Genomic DNA, 17971 nt, shown 5'->3' with positions numbered 1-17971 from the left:
CAGGACCATCGTGCGGAGACTGCGAATCGGGGTGATCGCGGCTGTCCTGGCGACCGCCGCGGCCACCGTCATCTCACAAGCGCCGGCGTTCGCCGCGGCCGCCACCGCGACGTTCACGAAGACCTCAACCTGGGGCACCGGCTACGAGGCGAAGTACACGATCACCAACGGCACCGGGTCGACGATCAACGGCTGGACGGTCGCGTTCGACCTGCCCTCCGGCACCTCCATCAGCTCCTCGTGGGACAGCAACCGGACCGGCTCGACCGGGCACATCGTCGTCACCAACAGCTGGAACGGCACGATCGCCCCCGGCGGCACGGCCAGCTTCGGCTTCGTGGCCGCCGGCAGCGGCGACCCGGCCAACTGCACGCTGAACGGCGCCTCCTGCTCCGGGGGCACCACGACGCCGGGCGCCCCGGGCGCGCCGGGCAACCTGCGGGTCACGGCCACGACCAACACCAGCCTCGCGCTGGCCTGGAACGCCTCGACGGGGAGCCCGACCGGGTACCGCGTCTACGAGGGCACCACGGTGAAGGCCACGGTCACCGCGACCAGCACCACGATCTCCGGCCTGACCGCGGGCTCCACGCACACGTACACGGTCAAGGCGTACAACGCCCAGGGCGAGTCCGCGGCGTCGAACAGCATCACGGCCACCACGACCGGGGGCACCACCAACCCGCCGGCCGGCGGCGCGGCGGCCCCGTACCTGTACCAGTGGGGCGACCCGCCGAACCCGCAGACCGTGCAGTCGGCGACCGGCATCAAGTGGTTCACGCTCGCGTTCGTGCTCGCCAGCGGCGGCTGCAACCCGGCGTGGGACGGCAGCCGCCCGCTCACCGGCGGCGTGGACCAGACCGTCATCAACCAGGTGCGGGCCGGCGGCGGCGACGTGATCCCGTCCTTCGGCGGCTGGTCCGGCAACAAGCTCGGCCCGAACTGCTCCACCCCGCAGGCCCTGGCCGGCGCCTACCAGACGGTGATCAACGCCTACGGCCTCAAGGCGATCGACATCGACATCGAGAACACCGACGAGTTCGAGAACGACACCGTGCGCAACCGGATCGTCGACGCGCTCAAGATCGTCAAGCAGAACAACCCGAGCCTGAAGGTCATCGTCACCTTCGGCACGGCGACGACCGGCCCCGGCTACTACGCGCAGCAGCTCATCAGCCGCGCCGCCTCGACCGGTGCCGGGATCGACGTCTTCACCATCATGCCGTTCGACTTCGGCGGCGGCGCGAACATGTACCAGAGCACGGTGAGCGCTTCTGAGGGCCTCAAGACCATGCTCAAGTCCGCCTTCGGGTGGGACGACGCGACGGCCTACAAGCACATGGGCATCTCCGGCATGAACGGCCTGTCCGACCAGCAGGAGAACACCACCCCCGCGCAGTGGCAGCAGATCCGCGACTACGCGCAGAACAACCACCTGGCCCGCCTGGCCTTCTGGTCGGTCAACCGCGACCGCGGCTGCGCCGGCGGCGGTGTGGTGTCCAACTGCTCGGGCATCGCCCAGAACACCTGGCAGTTCACCCAGATCACGGCGACCTTCACGGGCTGACGGCTCGCCGCCGCGTTCCGCGACGCAGGGGGCTCACAGCGTGAGCCCCCTGCGGTCCGGATGCCGCCCCAGCCAGTTCGTGTAGCGCTCGTTGCGCCGCACGGCATCCGCGTAGGACTCGATCGCGTACGCCCACACCTGGCCCGCCAGATCCGCCGCGGGACCGTCGGGCAGCCAGCCCAGCATCTGCCGCCAGTGCAGCGGCGCGTCCGCGATCGGCACGGTGACCAGCCCCGCCATCGGCCGCAGCGTCGCCTGGCACAGGCCCACCGCGTCGCCGGACTCGATCAGGTCGATCGCCCCGCGCACCTCGGTCTCGAAGAGCACCTTCGGGGTGAACCCGGCCCGCGCGCAGGCCGCCGCGTGGCACGCCGAGAAGCACCCGTCCCCGGGCGCGGCCACCCACTGCGCCTCGGCCAGCTCCGACAGCTCCACCTCGTCCCGCCCCGCGAGCTCGTGCCCCTCGGGCAGCAGCAGGAAGACGGGATCGGCCGCGACCACGCGCCAGGCCAGCCCCCGGTCGGTCACCGGTGGCGCGTCCCCGCACGCGCCGACGAGCACGAAGTCCAGCTTCCCGGCCAGCACGAGATCCCCCAGCTCCGACGCCGACCAGGACGCGTGCGTGGTGATCTGGGCGGCCGGGTGGTTGCTGGTGATCCGGTGCACCAGACCACCCAGGATCGGGCCATTGACCGCCCCGATCCGGTACCGCCCCGCCGGCTCGGCCGCGCTGGCCAGGCGCGTCGCCTCGTCCTGCAGTCCCTTCACGGCCGGCAGCAGCACCCGGGCCCGGGCCAGCACCAGCTCCCCCAGCGGCGTTGCCCGCGCGCCGCGCCGGTCCCGCTCGAACAGCGCCCCGCCCAGCGCGCGCTCGATGCGCTGCAGCTGGGCCGTGAGCGCCGGTTGGGCGAGCCCGAGCACGGACGCGGCCTTGGTCACGCTGCCGGCGTCCGCGATCGCGCATACGACCCGCAGATGCCGCAGCTCCAGTTCCATACAGAGACGGTAGGGCCGTCGCGCCCCTGGCAGAAGGCCCTAAAACATCGAGACACACCGTTTTTACTTGGCACATACCCCTGGGGGGTATACAGTTCGGTGCCATGGAATCCCTGACGCGACAAGCTGTGACCGCGACGCTGCACTGCCTGACCGGCTGCGCGATCGGCGAGGTCCTGGGCATGGTCCTGGGCACGGCCCTGGGCTGGGGCAACACCGCGACGATCGTCGTGTCGATCGCCCTGGCCTTCGCCTTCGGCTACGCGCTGACCCTGCGCTCGGTCCTCTCGGCGGGCCTGACCCTGCGCGCGGCCCTGCCGGTGGTCCTGGCCGCGGACACGGCGTCGATCGCCACGATGGAGCTGGTCGACAACGGCGTGGTCCTGGCCATCCCCGGCGCCATGGACGCCGGCCTGGCCGACGCCCGGTTCTGGCTGAGCCTGCTGATCTCGCTGGTCCTGGCCTTCGCGGTGACGGTCCCGGTGAACCGCTTCCTGATCGCGCGTGGCCGCGGCCACGCGGTGGTCCACCAACATCACCATTAGTCTTGAGGCGATGATCCCCCGCTGGTCGGCAACGGCATCCGCGGCGACGGGCTGCACCGGCGCCGCGGGCCTCGCGGCCGCGGTGGCGACCTCCCCGCCGGCGACCTACGTGTCGGAGTCCGGCGTCCCGGGCGCCCCGCACGCGGGGCTGTACGCGGCGAGCATGCTGTTCCTGGCCCTGTCGCTGGCCCTGCTGGCGATCCCGGCGCGACGGTCCTGCTGGCTGATCGCCGCCTCCCTGGCCCTGGCCGCCCCGCTGGCCGCCGTGTCGAGCGCGGTGCACTGCAGCCCCGGCTGCCCGCTGCCGCCCTACGAGTCCCCCGCGCCCCGCGACCTGGTCCACGCCGCGGCCGCGATCGCCGCGCTGCTGCTGTGCGCCCTGGCCATCCTCCTCTATGCCCTGCGACCTGCGCCGGACCGCTGGACCGGCCGGCTGGGGATCGCGGTCGCCTACCCCCCGCTGCTGCTCTCGGCGGCCGGCATCCTCTTCGCCGGCCGCTCCCTGTTCACGGGCGTGATGGAGCGGGCGGCCCTGGTCGCGGTCTCGGCGTGGGTGGTCCTGACGGCGATACGCCACTCGAAGCGGCCGCGAGCATGACCCGGACGGTCGTGGTCACCGGGGCCAGCTCGGGCATCGGCCAGGCCGCGGCCCGCAGCTTCGCCGAGGCCGGCGATCGCCTGATCCTGCTCGGGCGCAACGAGTCCCGCCTGGCCGCGGCCGCCGCCCGGCTGCCCGGATCCGTCCCCGTGCGGGCCGACTTCGCCGACCTCGACCAGGTCCGGCGGGCCGCCGCGGAGGTCAGGTCGGCCTGCGACCGGATCGACGTCCTGGTCAACAACGCCGGCGGCCTGTACCGCGGCCCCCGCGCCCTGGTCGTGAACCACCTGGCGGGCTTCCTGCTGGCCCACGAGCTCCAGGGCCACCTGCGCGCGGCGGGCACCTCGCGGCTGATCACCACCGCGTCGCTGGCCGAGGCCTGGGGCGTCCTCGACGTCGACGACCCGCTCCGGGCCTCCCTCACGCACCGGGCGCGCTGGCTGGCGTACGGCTCGTCGAAGCAGGCCAACATCCTCTTCACCCGCGAGGCGGCACGCCGCTGGGCGCCCGGCGGCGTGCTGCCCACCGCGTTCTTCCCGGGCCTGGTGCGCAGCCGGTTCGCGTCGAGCAGCCCGCTGTTCATGCTGAGCAAGCTCGTCCCGGTGCTGTTCACCACGCCGGACCGGGCGGCCGACACGCTGCGGTGGCTGGCCGACGCTCCGGCGAGCGAACTCGTCCCCGGCGGGTACTACTTCCGCCGCGAGCGCTTCCCGGCCACCCCGCGCTCGACCAGCCGGGACCGCGCGGCCCGCCTGTGGCAGTCGTCGCTCGAGGCGGCCGGCCTGCCATCAGTTCGGTAGCGGAATCTCCGACCACGCCGCCTCCGGGCCGGGGTTCGCGGTGAAGTCGTAGCGCACGCCCGGCTCACCGATCGCGACCAGCGCCGCCGAACCCGAGCCGTAGAGCAGCCCCGCCACCTCCTTGCGGACCAGCAGCGGGCGCTCGGCCGCGCCCGTGAACTCGCCACCCGCCAGCAGGTCCAGCCAGTCTCCCCAGGCCTGCGCGGAGGGCAGGCCCGGCTTGGGGTCGACAGCGGAGGCCGTGGCCAGCGGGGCGAACGCGTTGACGTCGATGCCCTGGTTCACGATCACGTGGTTGCCCGGTTCGAGCAGGGTGTGGGTCACCCGCACGCCGTCCCACGACGTCACCGCGATCTCCGTCGGCTCGGCTCGCACCAGGTGGAAGGCGTCGAAGGAGCGCAGCACGTCGTCCTCCGGCGGGAAGTGGGCCAGCGGCAGCGAGCCCCGGGTCGGGCGGTCGCCGGCCGGCGGGAGCGGCGGGTAGCCGTTCAGCAGGGCCGTCACGCTCGGGCGGGCCGGGTCCACGGCCAGCCAGGTGCCGCCCGCGGTGCTGTCCCGGCCGCCGAAGCGGCCCGGCCAGTGTTCGGCCGGGGGCTCCCACGGGCGGGCCAGGTACTCGTCGCGGACCGCGGCCAGCAGAACCGGCCACGTGGCGTCGGGGTCGAACCGGAGGAGCACGGTGCACATGAACCGGAACGTTATGCCAAGTGCGGGAGTAGGAGAACTCAGGCGACCTCGACGCGCGCGCTCAGCCAGTTCGCGAACTCGTCCGCGGGCAGCGGCTTGGAGATGTAGAAGCCCTGCACCAGGTTGCAGCCCTCCTGCCGCAGATGGTGCAGTGTCTCCTCGTCCTCCACGCCCTCCGCCACCACCATCAGGTCGAGGGCGTGGCCGAGCTGCACCGCCGAGCGCACGACCGCCCGATCGCGATGGTCCACGGCGATGCGCTGCACGAAGGAGCGGTCGATCTTCATCTCGTGGATGGGCAGTTCCCGGAGGCGGCCCAGGGACGAGTAGCCGGTGCCGAAGTCGTCGATGGCGAGCTTCACCCCGAGGGCGTGCAGCCGGTCGAGGATCACGAGGGCGCCGGTCGGGTCGGCCATGATGCTGCTCTCGGTGATCTCCAGCGTGAGGGCACTGGCCGGGACGCCGGCCTGGCCGAGCAGGCGGGCCACGATGTCGGGCAGGTCCGACTCCTGCAGGGAGTTCGGCGAGAGGTTCACGGCGACGTGCATGTCGTGGCCCGCGCGCCGCCACGCCGCGCACCGGCGCAGGGAGACCTCGAGCACGTGCAGGGTCAGGGGGCGGATGAGGCCGGAGTGCTCCGCGAGGGGGATGAACTCGTCCGGCGGGACGAAGCCGTGCACGGGGTGGTGCCAGCGGGCCAGGGCCTCGGCGCCGACGACCGCGCCGGTCGCGGTGGACAGCTTGGGCTGGAAGACCACGACGAGGTCGTGGCGCTGGATGGCCTCGCGCAGGTCGGCGACCATGGCGAGCCGGCGCGGGCTGTTGCGGTCGTCGTCGCTGGTGTAGACGCGCACGCCGGTGTGGGTCGTCTTGGCCACGTACATCGCCACGTCCGCGCGCTGGATGAGCGTCTTGGCGTCGTGGCCGTGCTCGGGCGCGAGGGCGATGCCGATGCTGCAGCGCGCGTTGAGCCGCAGGTGCCCGATCGGGATCGGGTGCTCCATCGCGGCGCCGAGGTCGTCGCCGACGGCGATGGCGACCTCGCGCGTGCGGATGTTCGGCAGCAGTACCGCGAACTCGTCCCCGCCGAAGCGAGCCACCGTGCCGCGGTCGCCGAGCCGCTCCTGGAGGCGCTCGCCGACGAGCCGCAGGAGCTGGTCGCCGACGTCGTGGCCGAGGGCGTCGTTGACGTCCTTGAACCGGTCGAGGTCCATCAGGAGCACGGCGACCGGGGTGCCGGCGGAGCGCAGCCGGTCGGTGAGCGCCTGGAAGCGCTGGCGGTTGGGCAGGCCGGTGAGCGGGTCGTAGTTGGCCAGGTGCTCCTTCTCCGCGACCTCCCGGCGCAGGTCGTCGAGGAGCCGGGCCTTGGTCAGCGAGAGGCTCGCGTGGTTGGCCAGCGCCTGGAACAGCCGCACGTGCTGCTCCCCGAAGGTGGGGATGTCGGGCAGGCTGTCGGCCACGAGGAGCACGCCGGATTCGCCGTCGTTCAGCGGTACCGGCACGGCGATGCCGTCCTCGATGGACCCGATCACGCGGCTGCCCTTGGCCACGAGCACCGGCTCGCCGCCCCGGGCGGGCTGCCACCACGCGGTCTCGGGCAGGGCCTCGGCGGTGCCGATCTCGAAGATGTTCGCCCCGTGCATGCGCAGCCGCACGTGGGCGCCGTCGGCGTCGGGGATGATGAGCTCGGCCCGCTCCGCGCGCAGCTGGTCGCGGGCCTGCTCGAGCACGATCCGGGCCACGCCGCGGGTGTCGAGGGGGCCGTCGAGGGCGCGCGTGAACGCGTACAGCTCCTCCACCTGCTGGTGACCCTGGCTCTGGTGGACGAAGGCGCGGTAGGCGCGGTACGTGACGGCGGAGACGACGGCCAGCAGCGCGATGGCGCGGGCGTCGCGCTCGATGGCGAGGGCGCTGATGAGCCCGATGCTGGTCGTGATGGCCACGAGCGGGAGGCCCCGCAGGGCGCTGGGCAGCCGTCGCCACTCGCTGGGGTCGTCGTGCAGGGCGATCACGGCGGTGACGAGGACCGCGGCGATCACGTCGGAGAGCAGCATGGCGATCAGGACGTACAGCCACTCCCGGGGCCCGCTGGGCAGCACGGGTCCGGCGAGGGTGCGCAGCAGCACGGCCGCGGCGGTGGTCTGCACCCCGAGGAGCGCGATGTTGAAGCCGAGCTTGACGCCGCGCTGGCGGCGCAGGACGGACAGGCCCACGACGCCGCCGATGAGGCGCACGCACAGCAGCAGTGTCGGGTCGACCGACAGCAGCCCGAGCACCATCGGGATCTCGCTGAGGCTCATCGCGTGGCCGCCGCGGCGCACCCGGACGTGGATCGCGAAGCCCTCGGTCAGCGCGAACGCCACGAGCAGGATCGCGAGGGGCACCACATCGGGAGCGGCGGGGAGGCCGACGGTCCGGACACGCAGCGCGTGGGCCGCGACGGTCGCGGCGCCCAGCCAGAGACTGAGCGTCGCGACCCGCGCATCCGGGCGACCCCAACCGCGTACTTTCGTCATCATCGCCCTGTTTGTATGGTTAGTGCGGTGTTACTGCCAGATGGAGCTGGACCAGTAGCTCCCACTCCAAGTTCGGCCGCTCCAGGTGTTTCCTGACCAAGTTCGGCCGCTCCATGTGCGCCCGTCCCACGTAGCGCCGCTCCACGTGCGCCCACTCCAGGTCCGGCCGTCCCAGTTGGTGCCCGACCAGGTGACCGAGCTCCAGGTCTTGGCCGCCAGCAGGCCCGGGAACTGGCCGGTGCCCATCGACGTGCCGGTCCAGGCCGCGCCGTTCCACGTGCCGCCGTTCCACGCGGTGCCGGCCGTGGCGGCCTTGCCCCAGGTGGTGCCGTTCCACGCCTTGCCCATGATGTCCTTCTCGCCGGTCAGTTCGACGCCGCTCGTCGGGTCGGCCACGTGGGCGGTGCCGCGGGACGCCTCGAGCGAGCCGGCCCCGGTGGACGCCACCCAGGTCTGGGCGGCCGCGGCCGCGGACGGCGTCGGCGCGTCGATGGCCCGCTTGATGTTCAGCCCGCCCGCCCCGCTGCCGAGCTTCTCGGCCTGGGGCATGACGTCGGCGGTGCTCGTGAGCAGCTTCTTCACCTGGTCCGGGGTGAGCGACGGGCGTTGCTGCAGCAGCAGCGCGACCGCGCCGGAGGTGATGGCCGCGGCCTGGGAGCTGCCGCTGCCGCGGAAGTAGCGGCCCGTGGTGTCGCCGGGGACGAGCCCGGTCGGGTAGTTCACGTCGACGTACGAGCCGGGGTCGCGCAGGCCGACGATCGAGCGCCCGGGCGCGGTCAGGTCGACCGAGCGGGTGGCGTTGCCGCGGCTGCTGAAGTCGGCCACGACGTCGTCGGCGCGCGAGTCGGTGCCCTTGGAGTCGGCGGCGCCGACCGCGATGACGTACGGGTTCACCGCGGGCATCGACAGGTTGCTGCGGGTGGTGCCGTCGTTGCCGCCGGACACGACCACGGTGATGCCCTTCTTCCAGGCCGACTCCACCGCGTGGGAGAGCGGGTCGAGCTTCTCGTCCTGGTTGGAGTCGGTGCCGAAGGACAGGTTGAGGACCTTGATGTTCAGGCCCGGGTCGTTGCGGTGCTGCACGACCCAGTCGATGCCGGCGATCACCTGGGACACGTCGGTGGCCCCGTCGGCGGCGGCGACCTTGACGCTGATCAGCGTCGCGTTCGGGGCCATGCCGGTGAAGTTGCTCGGGTCGCTGACCGTCAGCAGGTTCGTGAGCGGGTCGCGCCCGGCGATGAGGCCGGCCATGTGGGTGCCGTGGCCGAACGTGTCGGTGTAGCGCAGGTTGGACGCCTGCGACTCGAACGACAGGTCGGGGCCGTTGATGATCCGGGTGGTGTCGTTGAGGCCCGTCACCGGCGAGACGCCGGAGTCGATGAGCGCCACGCCGACGCCCGTGCCGGTGATGTTCCGGCTGGTCGAGTCGAGCTTCTTCCACACGTCGAGGGCGCCGGTGGCGCGCACGACGCTGAACATCGAGTTGGAGTCGCCGTCGGCGCGCCATCGGGCGGCGGAGAGGGAGACCGTGCCGTCCACGGTCACCCCGCGCACGCCGGGCGCGGTCTTGAGTGCGGACAGTCGCTGGCTCGGTACCTCGGCCACGAAGCCGTTCACGACGGACAGCGGCCGCCCGACCTTGCCGCCGGCGCGGGAGACCGCGAGGGCGGCCGCGTCGGGATCGTCGTACTCGACGATGACGCGGGTCAGGCCGGCGGCGGTGGCCGTCGGGGTGGTGGCTGCGACCGCCGGCCCGCCCGGCGCGACCGCCCCGGCCGCGATCGCGATGATCGCGGCAGATGCGGCGCCCAGCGCGCTCCGGTATCTGCTCGGCATGCGGGCCCCTTCCATGGGTTCATGACTAGCCGTGATCCATGGTTGGGCAGCGCGTAGCGTTCCGTTGTCAACAGATCGGTCGTACTTCACGCACCGTGCGTGATGCCGAGCACTAGACCTCAGCCGGCGTACGCCGGATCGCCCCCGGTCCCGGCCGCGGGACGACGTCGCGGGGAGCGACCTCGTGGTGCCCGGCCTCGCAGACGAGCGTGGCGTGCACGTGGGCGCCGCAGTCGCGATGGACGGTCTCGAGGGGCGGGCCGCCCGGGTCGGCGAGGTAGCGGTCGCCCCATTCGCGGACGGCGACGAGCAGCGGGTAGAGGTCGAAGCCCTTCTCGGTGAGGCGGTACTCGTCGCGGGCCCGGGACCCGGGCTCGCGATAGGGCACCCGGCGCAGGATCCCGTTGTCCACGAGCACGCCGAGCCGGTTGGTGAGCACCTGCCGGGGCATGCCGGTGCGCTCCCGCATGTCGTCGAAGCGGAAGATGCCGTTGAAGACCTCCCGGAGCACGACGAGCGTCCACCGCTCCCCGAGGATCGCCATCGCGCGCCCGATCGTGCAGTTCTCGACGGACCACTCGAGTGCCCTAGGTCTCATGCTGTCAGGCTAACCCGGGGCTGAGTCCTGTTGACAGACCTAGCCTCGGGCCGCGACGCTGGCTCCATGACCCAGACCGAGGGCGACCTCCGCAGCCGCACGTTCTCGTGGTCCGACCCGATGCTCAACGCGAAGCAGCTGGGCCGGCGCAGCGGGCTGGAGCTGCTGCAGGCGATGCAGCGCGGCGAGCTGCCGGCCCCGCCGATCATGCACCTGCTCGGCACCGGGCGCCTCGACGCCGAGGAGGGGCGCGTCACGGTGACGCTGGAGCCGCAGGAGTACCACTACAACCCCCTCGGCACCGTGCACGGCGGGGTGCTGGCCACCCTGCTGGACACCGCCACGGGCTGCGCGGTCCACACGACCCTGCCGGCGGGCGTGGGGTACACGACGCTCGACCTCACCACCAAGTTCCTGCGTCCGGCCTCGATCGCCTCCGGCGTGCTGACGTGCGAGGGAACGGTGCTGTCGAAGGGGCGGCGCACGGCCCTGGCCCAGGCCCAGATCACCGACGGCCGCGGCGCGCTGATCGCGCACGCCACCTCGACGTGCATGCTGTTCGACATGCCGTGATGTGCGACAAGTCGGGCGCTCCGCGCCGGGGTTCGGGCATAAACAAAATGTTGCGGCGCGGAGCGCCCGACATTTCGGTCACGAACGGGACGACGGCACCGGGTCGCGGCGGCCGGCCGGGACCAGGCTCTGGCCGGGGGTGATCACGATCTGGCGGGGCTGGGCGATCTGGGCCACCAGCAGGGTGCCGACGAGGCCGAAGAGCGCATAGCCGCCGAGCACGATCGCCGCGCGCTGGACGCCGGCGCCGTCGAAGTACACGATGCCGCGGATCGCCTCGGTGCCCAGGCCCGGCGGCAGCCACTGGCCGATCGCCCGCCAGAACGGCGGGAGCAGCGGGGCCGGGTAGGCGCCGCCCGCGCTCGGGTTGCCGAGGACCACGAAGAGCAGGACCGTCAGGCCGGTACCGACGAAGCCGAACGCCGCCTGCAGCGCCATCGTGCAGCAGCCCGCGGCGAACACCAGCAGCGCGCCGAACCACCACAGCTGCGCGAAGTGGCCGTCCAGGGCCCCGAACAGCGAGCCCGCGACGAGCGCGCCGCCGACGCCGGACACGGCCGAGTAGGCCGCCAGGGACAGCAGCCGGACCAGGGCCCGGTGCGGGTTGGCGGGGCGGGCGCCCTTGCTCATGCTCACCGCGAGGGCGACCAGGTATCCGCCCACGACCCAGCCCAGCGCGAGATAGAAGCCCGAGAGGCCGCGCGCGTCGCCGAGCAGGGCCGGGTGCGCGTCCTCGGTCGTGAAGGCGCGCTCCTGGGCGTCCTCGAGCGGCGTGATGATCTGCTCGAGGACGGTGGCCACGCTCGCGCCCGCGGCACTCGCGACGATGAGCCGATCGGTGGCGTCGGTGTTGGAGACGACGAACGCCCCGTACACCTCGCGCTGGTCGATCATCCGGCGTGCGGCGTCCTCGCTGAACGCGGGTCGCGCGTCCAGCGGCTCGCCGGGCAGCCGGTCGAGCTTGCCGACCAGGTCGTCGAGCGCCTCCGGGGGCGCGGCGACGGCCACAGGAATCCGGTGCGGGGTCGGCTCGTGGAACGCCCCGATGTAGCTGGCGATGAACGCCATCTGCAGGGCCAGGACCGCGAGGACCAGCGCACCCGCGCGCGGCGTGACGCCGTCGCGCACTTCATGAAGAAATCCCGCTTTCACCACATTTGACGGTATCGTACGGGCGACTCCGGCGTGTCAGACTTGACCACTTTTGTCGGGAAGGGCCGTGGCCGGCAGGCGCGGTTCGTCAGGAAGCGCGGAAGACCCACACCCGCATCAGGATGAACCGCAGCAGCGTGGTGACCGCGTTCGCGACCAGGAGCACGGCGAGCTCGGCCGCGTGCGCGTGCGCCGGCGCGGCCATGTTCAGCGCGGCCAGCGCGGCCGCGTTGAGCGCCAGCCCGAGGGCGAAGAGCAGCAGGCCCTGGAGCTGGTGGCGGACCGCGCCCGCACTGCCGCGGATGGCGAACGTGAGCCGGCGGTTGAGCGCGGTGTTGGCGATCGCGGTGCTCAGCAGCGCCACGAAGTTCGCGGCCTGGGCCCCGAGCGCCGGGCGCAGGAGGGCGTAGAGGGCCAGGAACGCCACGGTGGAGAGCACGCCGATGCCGCCGAAGCGCAGCAGCTGCGGCAGCATCCCGGCGGGGACGCCCTCGACCAGCGGGGCCCGCCCGAGCCGGCTGCGCAGCGCGGCGACCGGCACCTTCCCGGCGACCAGCGCCCGGCCCAGCCGCGCGATGCCCTTGAGGTCGGCGACGGCGGTCGCGACGATGTCGACCCGGCTGTCGGGGTCGTCGATCCAGTCGACCGGCACCTCGTGGATGCGCAGGCCGGCGCGCTGGGCGAGCACGAGCAGCTCGGTGTCGAAGAACCAGCCGGTGTCCTCGACGAGCGGCAGGAGCTGCTCGGCGACCTCCCGGCGGATGGCCTTGAAGCCGCACTGCGCATCGGAGAAGCTGGCGCTCAGGGTGGTACGAAGGATGCGGTTGTAACTGCGGGAGATGAACTCGCGCTTGGGCCCCCGCACGACCCGCGACCCGCGCGCGAGGCGGGTGCCGATCGACACGTCGGAGTGGCCCGACAGCAGCGGCGCGACCAGCGGCAGCAGAGCGTTGAGGTCGGTGCTGAGGTCGACGTCCATGTAGGCGAGCACGGGCGCGTCGGAGGCGGACCAGGCCTGCTTCAGCGCGCGGCCGCGGCCCTTCTCGGCGAGCCGGAGCACCTCGACGCCGTCCAGCTCCACGCTGAGCGCCCGGGCGACGGCGGCCGTGGCGTCGGTGCTGGCGTTGTCGGCGACGGTGATGCGAAAGGCGTACGGGAAGCTGTCCGCCAGGTGCCGGTGCAGGCGGCGCACGCAGGGCCCGAGATCGGCCTCCTCGTTGTAGACCGGGATGACGACGTCGAGGACGGCGCCGGTGTTGCGGGCGCCCGCGCCGACCGCGCGAGGAAGCGTCACACTGCTCATGCCCCGAAGCCTCCGGTCCGCACCTTCCGGCAACGTCCGGCGAACCTGTGCCCCGGCTGTGAGTGTCCGGGCTCTACCCGCGCGTAGCCTGGGCGAACTCGTCCGGCATCGGGGCCTCCACGGTCACCCGCGCGCCGTTGTGGTCGAACGCCAGGCGCCACGAGTGCAGGAAGGTGCGGCCGGCCGGGTTCTTCTCGAACAGTGGGTCACCCACGATCGGGTGACCGATCCAGGCCAGGTGCACGCGGATCTGGTGGCGGCGGCCGGTGTGCGGATACGCCTCCAGCAGCGCGCGCTGCGGGGTCTGCTCGCGCACGGTGAAGGTCGTCGTCGACGGGTACGTCGGCACGGTGTCGAACACCGCCGACGCCGGCACGCTCCAGGTGCCGTCGGTGAGCACGATGCTCTCCCGGGGCGCCGCGATCCGGACCCGGTTCTTGCGCCCGACGCTCAGCGGGAGCTCGACGCGGCCGGACGGCGGCAGGTCGCCCGGGGCCGTCACCGCCAGATACGCCTTCTCCACCGTGCGCTTGTTGAACTGCCGCGTCAGGCCCCCGTGCGCGGCCAGGTCCTTCGCGAACAGGATCACGCCCGAGGTGACCTTGTCGATGCGGTGCACCGGAAACAGCTGCTCGCCAGCGTCCGCGGCCATGCGGACCAGGTCGGACTCGTGCCGCTCGCCCATCACGGAGACGCCCACCGGCTTGTCCAGCACCAGGATCGCGTCGTCCTCCAGCAGCACGCGCTCACGAAACTCGGCCCACATCGTCCTAATCTCGCACGGAGGGAAGAGGGGGCTCGCATGGACCTGAGCGAAATCGAGCCGCACCGGCGGGAGCTGGAGCTGCACTGCTACCGGATGCTCGGCTCCTATCACGAGGCCGAGGACCTGGTGCAGGAGACGTTCCTGCGCGCCTGGAAGGGCTGGGACGCGTTCCAGGGGCGCTCGTCGGTGCGGGCGTGGCTCTACCGCATCGCCACCAACGCCTGCCTCGACGTGCTCAAGAGCGCTCAGCGCCGCATCCTGCCGATGGACCTCGGCCCGCCGTCCGGCCCCGGCGACGACCGGCCCCCGCGCGCCGACGTCGCCTGGCTGGAGCCGCTGCCGGACCGGGTGCTCGACGCCGACCCGGAGACGCGCGCGGTCGCCCGGGAGACGGTGGAGCTCGCGTTCCTGGCCGCGTTGCAGCATCTGCCGCCGCGGCAGCGGGCCGTGCTCATCGCGCGGGACGTGCTCGGCTGGTCGGCGGCCGAGACCGCGCAACTGCTCGACATCACGGCCCCGGCGGCCAACAGTGCCCTGCAACGGGCCCGGGCGACCCTCCGCGAGCGACTGCCGGAGCGCGGCGACGACTGGACGCCCGACCGCGCGCCCGACCCGGACGAGCAGGAGGTGCTGCGGCGCTACGTCGACGCGTTCCAGCGCGCCGACGTGCGGGCCATGGCGCGGCTGCTCGCCGACGAGGCGCGCGCGGTGATGCCGCCGCTGCCGATGTGGTACCTCGGCCGGGACGCCATCGCCGCCACGCTCGCGCAGAGCGTCCCGCCCGGCTCGCCGTTCCACGTCGGTCGGGTCCGCGCCGAGCTCACCCGCGCCAACCGCGACCCGGCGATGGTCGTCTACCACACGCCGCCGGGGGAGACGGTGGAGCGCCCCTTCGCCGTCGGGGTCATCCGCGTCGAGGGCGGCCTGATCACGGAGCTGACCGCCTTCCACGACCCGCGCGTGTTCGAGTCCTTCGTGGCCATGGACGCACTGGGCCGTCCCCGGGGGTAGGGGAAACCCCCCTGCCGTTCGGCGGGTTGGCCCCGCTGATTTCGCGGCCCCCGAACGGCAGGGTTGGTGGCATGGAAGCGATGGCCGGCTGGGCTTACCTGGTGATCTTCGTGCTGCTGGTGCTGGACTGCCTGATCCCGGCGGTACCGGCGGAGACGAGCGTGATCGCGGGCGGGGCGCTCGCCGCGAGCGGGCACCTGCACCTGGCCGTCGTGCTGCTCTCCTCGATCACCGCGGTGTTCGTCGGCGACGTGCTCATGCACGAGGTGGCCCGGCGCGGCGGGCGGCGCCTGGTCGAGCGGCTCCTGCGCGGCGAGCGCTCCTGGAGGGCCGTCGGCTGGGTCTCGCGGCTGCTCGACCGGCACGGCGGCGCGATCGTCGCCGGTGGCCGGTTCGTGCCCCTCGGGCGCACCACGGTCGCCCTGGTGAGCGGCTACGCGCAGTTCCCGCGGCGGCGCCTGCTGCCCGCCCTGGCCGTCGGTGCGGTGCTGTGGAGCGTGTACATCGCCGGCCTGGGCTATCTCGGCGGGAACGTCTTCACCGGCAACCCGCTCGCGGCCGCGGGGCTGGGGATCGCGCTGTCGTTCACCGTGACGGGCGTGACGACTCTGGCGCGGCGACTGCGTTTGCGGGCGCGCCAAGGCGGGCAACCACTTATCAGCAAGGCGTGACCGGAAAACGTGGAAGGGATTTGTGATGAGTTTCACGGACAAGGTCGAGCACAAGGCCGAAGAGTTCAAGGGTGCCGCCAAGGAGAAGTACGGCGACATGACCGACAACGAGCGACTTCAGGCCGAGGGCGCCGCTGAGCGCGCCGCCGCGAAGGCCAAGCAGGCCGGTGACCACGTGAAGGACGCCGGGCGCAACGTGGCCGACGCGTTCGACCGCTGATCGCACTCGCGACGGAGGATGGGCCGCCCCGACTCGGGGCGGCCCGCCTGCGTTTTCAGGGCCGTTCCTCGGGGCCGAACGCGGAACACGTGAGGATGAGCAGGCCCACGGCGACGTCGTTGGCGGCGGAGGCCGACCAGCCGAACCGCAGCACCAGCGGCGCGGCGAGCACCCACCCGGCCAGCCCGCCGATGATCGGGGTGAACCCGGCCGCGCCCGGCTTGAGCAGCCGGATCAGGGTCGCGACGGCCAGCGCGATGCCGGTCACCGTGTCGCTCCAGAAGATGTCGTAGCGGCCCGCCCCGATGTAACCGAACGGCACCGCCGACACCACCAGCCACACCGCCGCCAGGAAGACGATGGTCAGGGGCAGGGTCCGCGTCGCGCGGGCGGCGGCGGGCCGCTCGGGCGGGATCGGATCCAGGCGGATGTGCGCCGGCGTCGTGAAGTCCTGTTCCGAGATGAAGCTGCTCATGGCCGACAGCCTTCGGGGCGGCCGGATGAGCGGTGATCACCCCGCCGGAGGGCTTTCGTTCCAGGAGCGGTCGAGCGCGGTGACGCAGTACGTGCCCTTGGGGCCGGTGAACTCCCCGTCGCCGCCGCGCCGGGTGGCGACCAGTTTGGCCGCGCCGCCGTCGACCCGGTAGACCGCCGCGGAGACGCCCTGGCCCTTCCAGGTCAGCTTCACGTTGTCGCCGTCGGCCGCGGTGGACAGGGCGGGTGCGGCCGGGGCCTTGTTCGGCAGCCACTTCATGAGCGGCGGCAGCGCGGGCGTGCTGTAGAAGTCGCCGGCGTACTTCGAGACGGAGCCGAGCGCGTCCGCCCGCAGGTTCTTGGCGCTGAAGTGGACGCTGCCGGTGACCTGGGCGTACTTGCGGTTCAGGGCGAGCTGGCGGTCGAGCTCGGCGGGGTCGGACCACGGGCCGGCCTGCCCGACGCGGTAGTCGGCCTGCCCGATGTACAGCTGCACCCTCGTGTCCTTGACGACGTCGACCCACCAGGGCACGAGCTTCGCGTAGTCGGCGACGTCGAAGCCGATGTTCCAGTACAGCTGCGGCACGATGTAGTCGAGCCACTGCTCGCGCACCCACTTGCGGGTGTCGGCGTAGATGTCGTCGTAGCTCTGCAGGCCGCGCGTCGGCGAACCGGCCGGGTCGGTGCCGTTGTTGCGCCAGATGCCGAAGGGGCTGATACCGAACTTCACCCACGGCTTGAGCTGCTTGATCCGCTGGCTCATCTCCTTGACCAGCAGGTTCACGTTCTCGCGGCGCCAGTCGGGCTTGCTCTTGCCGCCGCCGTACTGCCGGTACGCCGCGTCGTCCGGGTAGTCCTGCTTGCCGACCGGGTACTGGTAGAAGAAGTCGTCGAAGTGCACGCCGTCGACGTCGTACTTCTGCACCGCCTCCAGCATCGAGTCCTCGACGAACTTGCGCGCCTCGGGGATGCCCGGGTTGAAGTGCAGGCGGCTGCCGGTGGTGCCCACCGACGGGTAGACCACCGCCCACTCCGGGTGCTTGCGCAGCGGGTGGTCGGGGGCGAGCGCGTTGATGTCCGGGCCGGCTCCGGAGGGTGCGGGCTGGCTGCCCCGATACGGGTTGAACCAGGCGTGGAACTCCAGATCGCGCCGGTGCGTCTCGTCGATCATCCACTGCATCAGGTCGAAGCCGGGGCTCTGGCCGCGAACCCCGGTGATCCACTCCGACCAGGGCGCGAAGTCGGACGGCCACAGCGCGTCGCCGCTGGGCCGGACGTGCACGAAGACCGCGTTGAGGTTGCGCCGCTGGGCGAGGTCCAGCCAGCCGAGGTACTCCTGCTTGACCTGGTCCGCGGGCAGCCCCGGCCGGCTGGGCCAGTCGATGTTCTCGACGGTGGTGATCCAGACGCCGCGCAGCTCCCGGGGCGCGCTCAGCGGGACGCCGCCGCAGCGGGACGCGCGCGGGTCGGTGGCGCGGTCGGCCCGGTCCGCGGCGCGGTCGATCCGGTCCGTGGAGGGCGTGCCGGCCGAGGCGTTGATGGCGTCGTCCCAGACCATGCGGGCCAGCCCGACGCCGCCCAGGAGCACCAGGACGAGGCCGATGACGAGCGGCAGCACCGACGTGCGGGCAGGCAGGCGGTTCTGCACCGGCCCAGTC

The 17971-nt window shown here is 72.5% G+C and carries 18 protein-coding genes; 8 read left to right on the top strand and 10 right to left on the bottom strand.

The genetic code is table 11. The features are described from left to right. The first annotated feature begins 10 nt into the window (after window positions 1-10). Window positions 11-1567 carry a cellulose binding domain-containing protein gene (locus AC6JBM_RS47025; RefSeq protein ID WP_497980133.1) on the top strand — a complete coding sequence of 519 codons (1557 nt, stop codon included), beginning with the start codon at window positions 11-13 and terminating at the stop codon, window positions 1565-1567. 33 nt (window positions 1568-1600) lie between these two features. Here AC6JBM_RS47025 and AC6JBM_RS47020 read toward each other — a convergent pair whose 3' ends face one another. After that, a complete protein-coding gene (locus AC6JBM_RS47020) occupies window positions 1601-2563 on the bottom strand; it encodes a LysR family transcriptional regulator (protein ID WP_350619761.1) in 963 nt (320 codons plus the stop codon). Window positions 2564-2667: 104 nt separating this feature from the next. On the opposite strand from AC6JBM_RS47020, the gene AC6JBM_RS47015 reads away from it, so the two are divergent. The 3 genes from AC6JBM_RS47015 to AC6JBM_RS47005 are packed head-to-tail and all read left to right on the top strand — an operon-like array spanning window position 2668 to window position 4506. Next, complete coding sequence (locus tag AC6JBM_RS47015) at window positions 2668-3108, top strand: DUF4396 domain-containing protein (protein ID WP_497980132.1); 441 nt, start codon at window positions 2668-2670, stop codon at window positions 3106-3108. 10 nt (window positions 3109-3118) lie between these two features. Beyond that, a complete protein-coding gene (locus tag AC6JBM_RS47010; protein ID WP_497980131.1) occupies window positions 3119-3706 on the top strand; it encodes a DUF998 domain-containing protein in 588 nt (195 codons plus the stop codon). After that, a complete protein-coding gene (locus AC6JBM_RS47005; RefSeq protein WP_497980130.1) occupies window positions 3703-4506 on the top strand; it encodes an SDR family NAD(P)-dependent oxidoreductase in 804 nt (267 codons plus the stop codon). Before AC6JBM_RS47010 ends, AC6JBM_RS47005 begins: the two co-directional genes overlap by 4 nt. On the opposite strand, the gene AC6JBM_RS47000 is transcribed toward AC6JBM_RS47005, so the two are convergent. The 4 genes from AC6JBM_RS47000 to AC6JBM_RS46985 all read right to left on the bottom strand — a co-directional run bounded on the left by AC6JBM_RS47000 (window position 4495) and on the right by AC6JBM_RS46985 (window position 10143). Then, on the bottom strand, window positions 4495-5193 hold the full coding sequence (locus AC6JBM_RS47000; RefSeq protein ID WP_497980129.1) for an NRDE family protein: 699 nt from the start codon (window positions 5191-5193) through the stop codon (window positions 4495-4497). The genes AC6JBM_RS47005 and AC6JBM_RS47000 overlap by 12 nt on opposite strands. 38 nt (window positions 5194-5231) lie before the next feature. Beyond that, entirely contained in the window at window positions 5232-7712 is a 2481-nt protein-coding gene (locus AC6JBM_RS46995) for a putative bifunctional diguanylate cyclase/phosphodiesterase (protein WP_497980128.1), read from the bottom strand. Between the two features lie 27 nt (window positions 7713-7739). Continuing rightward, window positions 7740-9545, bottom strand: a complete 1806-nt coding sequence (locus tag AC6JBM_RS46990; protein WP_497980127.1) for a S8 family serine peptidase — start codon at window positions 9543-9545, stop codon at window positions 7740-7742. Window positions 9546-9657: 112 nt separating this feature from the next. Further along, window positions 9658-10143, bottom strand: coding sequence for a winged helix-turn-helix transcriptional regulator (locus AC6JBM_RS46985; RefSeq protein WP_497980126.1), 486 nt, complete (start codon window positions 10141-10143; stop codon window positions 9658-9660). Between the two features lie 66 nt (window positions 10144-10209). On the opposite strand from AC6JBM_RS46985, the gene AC6JBM_RS46980 reads away from it, so the two are divergent. Further along, on the top strand, window positions 10210-10716 hold the full coding sequence (locus AC6JBM_RS46980) for a PaaI family thioesterase (RefSeq protein ID WP_497980125.1): 507 nt from the start codon (window positions 10210-10212) through the stop codon (window positions 10714-10716). Between the two features lie 78 nt (window positions 10717-10794). Here the strand turns inward: AC6JBM_RS46980 and AC6JBM_RS46975 are convergent, their stop codons facing one another. The 3 genes from AC6JBM_RS46975 to AC6JBM_RS46965 form a co-directional block, all read right to left on the bottom strand. Beyond that, window positions 10795-11844, bottom strand: a complete 1050-nt coding sequence (locus tag AC6JBM_RS46975) for an ABC-2 transporter permease (RefSeq protein ID WP_497980124.1) — start codon at window positions 11842-11844, stop codon at window positions 10795-10797. Window positions 11845-11956: 112 nt separating this feature from the next. After that, a complete protein-coding gene (locus AC6JBM_RS46970) occupies window positions 11957-13171 on the bottom strand; it encodes a bifunctional glycosyltransferase family 2/GtrA family protein (protein ID WP_497980123.1) in 1215 nt (404 codons plus the stop codon). Between the two features lie 73 nt (window positions 13172-13244). Next, complete coding sequence (locus tag AC6JBM_RS46965) at window positions 13245-13937, bottom strand: RluA family pseudouridine synthase (RefSeq protein ID WP_497980122.1); 693 nt, start codon at window positions 13935-13937, stop codon at window positions 13245-13247. Window positions 13938-13973: 36 nt separating this feature from the next. Here AC6JBM_RS46965 and AC6JBM_RS46960 point away from each other — a divergent pair, with 36 nt between their 5' ends. The 3 genes from AC6JBM_RS46960 to AC6JBM_RS46950 all read left to right on the top strand — a co-directional run bounded on the left by AC6JBM_RS46960 (window position 13974) and on the right by AC6JBM_RS46950 (window position 15839). Next, entirely contained in the window at window positions 13974-14948 is a 975-nt protein-coding gene (locus tag AC6JBM_RS46960; RefSeq protein ID WP_497980121.1) for a sigma-70 family RNA polymerase sigma factor, read from the top strand. 71 nt (window positions 14949-15019) lie between these two features. Further along, on the top strand, window positions 15020-15619 hold the full coding sequence (locus AC6JBM_RS46955; RefSeq protein ID WP_497980120.1) for a DedA family protein: 600 nt from the start codon (window positions 15020-15022) through the stop codon (window positions 15617-15619). A 25-nt stretch (window positions 15620-15644) separates the two neighbouring features. Beyond that, on the top strand, window positions 15645-15839 hold the full coding sequence (locus AC6JBM_RS46950; protein WP_497980119.1) for a CsbD family protein: 195 nt from the start codon (window positions 15645-15647) through the stop codon (window positions 15837-15839). Between the two features lie 55 nt (window positions 15840-15894). Here the strand turns inward: AC6JBM_RS46950 and AC6JBM_RS46945 are convergent, their stop codons facing one another. Both AC6JBM_RS46945 and AC6JBM_RS46940 read right to left on the bottom strand, forming a co-directional pair. Beyond that, on the bottom strand, window positions 15895-16314 hold the full coding sequence (locus AC6JBM_RS46945) for an SPW repeat domain-containing protein (protein WP_497980118.1): 420 nt from the start codon (window positions 16312-16314) through the stop codon (window positions 15895-15897). Between the two features lie 36 nt (window positions 16315-16350). Beyond that, a complete protein-coding gene (locus AC6JBM_RS46940; RefSeq protein WP_497980117.1) occupies window positions 16351-17961 on the bottom strand; it encodes a glycoside hydrolase family 10-like protein in 1611 nt (536 codons plus the stop codon). Window positions 17962-17971: the final 10 nt, after the last annotated feature.

The organism is Dactylosporangium thailandense (assembly GCF_059739745.1).
Note: the sequence above shows the minus strand (reverse complement) of the source record. Positions and strands in the feature narration are given on the sequence as shown.

What these genes read in the sequence shown, in the direction of transcription:
- AC6JBM_RS46960 (WP_497980121.1), top strand. Translation starts at nt 13,974, where the DNA reads ATGGACCTGAGCGAAATCGAGCCGCACCGGCGGGAGCTGGAGCTGCAC.
- AC6JBM_RS46995 (WP_497980128.1), bottom strand. Translation starts at nt 7,712, where the DNA reads ATGATGACGAAAGTACGCGGTTGGGGTCGCCCGGATGCGCGGGTCGCG.
- AC6JBM_RS46970 (WP_497980123.1), bottom strand. Translation starts at nt 13,171, where the DNA reads ATGAGCAGTGTGACGCTTCCTCGCGCGGTCGGCGCGGGCGCCCGCAAC.
- AC6JBM_RS46985 (WP_497980126.1), bottom strand. Translation starts at nt 10,143, where the DNA reads ATGAGACCTAGGGCACTCGAGTGGTCCGTCGAGAACTGCACGATCGGG.
- AC6JBM_RS47000 (WP_497980129.1), bottom strand. Translation starts at nt 5,193, where the DNA reads ATGTGCACCGTGCTCCTCCGGTTCGACCCCGACGCCACGTGGCCGGTT.
- AC6JBM_RS47015 (WP_497980132.1), top strand. Translation starts at nt 2,668, where the DNA reads ATGGAATCCCTGACGCGACAAGCTGTGACCGCGACGCTGCACTGCCTG.
- AC6JBM_RS46980 (WP_497980125.1), top strand. Translation starts at nt 10,210, where the DNA reads ATGACCCAGACCGAGGGCGACCTCCGCAGCCGCACGTTCTCGTGGTCC.
- AC6JBM_RS47020 (WP_350619761.1), bottom strand. Translation starts at nt 2,563, where the DNA reads ATGGAACTGGAGCTGCGGCATCTGCGGGTCGTATGCGCGATCGCGGAC.
- AC6JBM_RS46945 (WP_497980118.1), bottom strand. Translation starts at nt 16,314, where the DNA reads ATGAGCAGCTTCATCTCGGAACAGGACTTCACGACGCCGGCGCACATC.
- AC6JBM_RS47010 (WP_497980131.1), top strand. Translation starts at nt 3,119, where the DNA reads ATGATCCCCCGCTGGTCGGCAACGGCATCCGCGGCGACGGGCTGCACC.
- AC6JBM_RS47005 (WP_497980130.1), top strand. Translation starts at nt 3,703, where the DNA reads ATGACCCGGACGGTCGTGGTCACCGGGGCCAGCTCGGGCATCGGCCAG.
- AC6JBM_RS46990 (WP_497980127.1), bottom strand. Translation starts at nt 9,545, where the DNA reads ATGCCGAGCAGATACCGGAGCGCGCTGGGCGCCGCATCTGCCGCGATC.
- AC6JBM_RS46955 (WP_497980120.1), top strand. Translation starts at nt 15,020, where the DNA reads ATGGAAGCGATGGCCGGCTGGGCTTACCTGGTGATCTTCGTGCTGCTG.
- AC6JBM_RS46965 (WP_497980122.1), bottom strand. Translation starts at nt 13,937, where the DNA reads ATGTGGGCCGAGTTTCGTGAGCGCGTGCTGCTGGAGGACGACGCGATC.
- AC6JBM_RS46950 (WP_497980119.1), top strand. Translation starts at nt 15,645, where the DNA reads ATGAGTTTCACGGACAAGGTCGAGCACAAGGCCGAAGAGTTCAAGGGT.